The organism is Gorillibacterium terrae, assembly GCF_051594785.1.
In the GTDB taxonomy this organism is placed as follows: Bacteria; Bacillota; Bacilli; order Paenibacillales; family NBRC-103111; genus Gorillibacterium.
The window spans coordinates 1-2132 of sequence record NZ_JBPPGI010000014.1; the positions used below are offsets into that span (position 1 = coordinate 1).

1 protein-coding gene and 1 pseudogene are annotated in these 2132 nt (G+C 57.4%); both read left to right on the plus strand.

Features of this window, described 5'->3' with window-relative positions; all coding sequences use genetic code 11:
* Positions 1-381, plus strand: a pseudogene (locus ACSEXS_RS22495) (methyl-accepting chemotaxis protein); the annotation flags it as partial.
* A gap of 291 nt (positions 382-672) precedes the next feature.
* Positions 673-2132: cache domain-containing protein (locus ACSEXS_RS22500; RefSeq protein ID WP_438435488.1), on the plus strand; the 1460-nt coding region annotated here is incomplete at its 3' end.

A 2132-nucleotide genomic window follows, 5' to 3' on the forward strand; every position in this document is an offset into this window, starting at 1 on the left:
ATCACGGAGACCATCCAGGGCGAAATCGACGAGACGGTGAAGGTGCTGCTGGAGGCGTATCCGCTGTTCCAGGACCAGATTCGGTCGGTGAAGGAAGCGGACGGCATCTTCAAGAGCGTCAACCGGCACATGACGAGCTTCGTGACTCAGTTGGGCGAGGTGACGGAATCGATCGGGATTCTGGAAGCGAACCAGCGGGAGCTGACGGAGGCGATGGCCAACGTCAGCGCGGTGTCGGAGGAATCGTCGGCGACCTCGGAGGAAGTGGCGTCGCTGAGCAACGAGCAGCTCAGCGTCAGCCAGGGACTCGCCAAGCTGGCCGAGGACTTGAATGCCCTCTCCGAGCAGCTTCAACACAGCCTGTCCAAGTTTAAGATCTAACGTTCCACGAACGAAATTTCTTTTCGAGAAACCGACTGATGGGAGCTTGGCTTCCCGATCAGTCGGTTTTTCATATCATAACATGAATAACAAAATACTGACAAATACAATATTTTAGAATGATAACAAATTTGGAAACACAAAATAAAAGGCGAAAAACCTCAAAACAGGAGCAGGAATTTGCGGAATATTGCCGAAAACATGAATCATAGAGATAACGGGCTCCCTGATTCTTTGTAGACGTAAGGAATGGGAACCTAACAAAACCTAACCTTGGGAGGGGCATCGTTAATGAATAACAAGAAAACCAAAAAGGAGAGCCGAACGGCGAAATCAAGCACGATAAAAAAGAAAGCGCTTACGGTCAAACCGGAGAAAAGCGCTCAAACCGGGTTGTTCCGTTCCGTCGGGATGAAGCTGTTTTTGATCTTCTTCTGTGCGAACGTGCTGCTGGTCGTTTCCGTGGGCTGGTATTCCTACAGCCGTTCCAAGGCGATTATCCAGCGCAACGCCGAGAATACCATGAAGGAAACGGTCGGGCAAGCCGCCGAGAAGCTGCAGCTCGGCCTGAAGATCTTCGACAGCGAATCGATGAAGATCGTCACGGACCCGGACCTGCTCTCGCTCTTCGCGGACTGGAAGCTGAGCGCTTCCGGCAAAGCCGGCGGTCCCGCCATCGATCAGGCCGCTGTCCTGGAGGCGATCAACAACCGGTTGTTCGCGGCCCAGCGAAACAGCGTCAGCGAGATTGCCGCCATTCATGTGCTGCCCAAAGGCTCGCTCAAGCCGATCAGCACCAGTTCCTTTGAGGCTCTGCCCAATAAGAAGAATTACCGCAGCGAGGACTGGTTTGCGAAGACGCTGGAATCCAGCGGCAGCGGCGTATGGCTTGACCCCAAGGAAAAGGGTTACACCAAATCGGTTACGAAAGTGAGCTTCGGTTTGGCCCGGCAGATGACGCTCGCTTCCATCGGCGACAGCGATCAGATTCTGCTGTTTGAGATTCCCCTGACGTCGTTCGCCGCTTACATGTCCCACGTCCAGATCGGCAAGACCGGCCAAATGGTGGTGATCAACGACGAGGGAACCGTGGTGTATTCCGAGGCCACCGATTCGGTGGGCAAGGCGGGGCCGCTCAAGCTCACCCCGGAAGAATTGACTGCGGCGGTCGATGCGCCGGTGAGCAAGGTGATCGACATCGGGGGCCAGAAGAATCTGGTCGTGTTCAAGAAAATGACCTCCGGCGGCGGCTGGACGATCGTGACCACCGTTCCGATCGCCGAGCTCGTCAAGGACACGCAGGCGATCCGCAACGCCATGTGGCTGTCCATCCTGATCGCCGCCCTCGTGGCGCTCGGCGTCGGGCTGCTCGTCATCGGCATGATCGGCCGGCCCTTGCGCAGCCTAAGCCAACTGATGCACCAAGCGGAGCAGGGCGACCTGACGGTAGCGGTGAAGGGACGCCCCCGGACGGACGAGATCGGCCGGCTCGGCAAGAGCTTCAACCAGATGATGGGCCAGATCACGAGCCTGGTGGACCAGACGAACAAGTCGGCCTCGCAGGTGCTGTCGACGGCGGGCGAGCTCTTGAACGCGGCGAAGCAGACGACGACGTCGGCGAAGGAGATCGCGGTGGCGACCGAAGAGATCGCGAATGGAGCGTCGAGCCTGGCGGTCGAGGCGGAGCGCGGGAATAACCTGACGCACGACATCGGTGACAAGATGAAGCAGGCGGTGACGACGAACCGGCG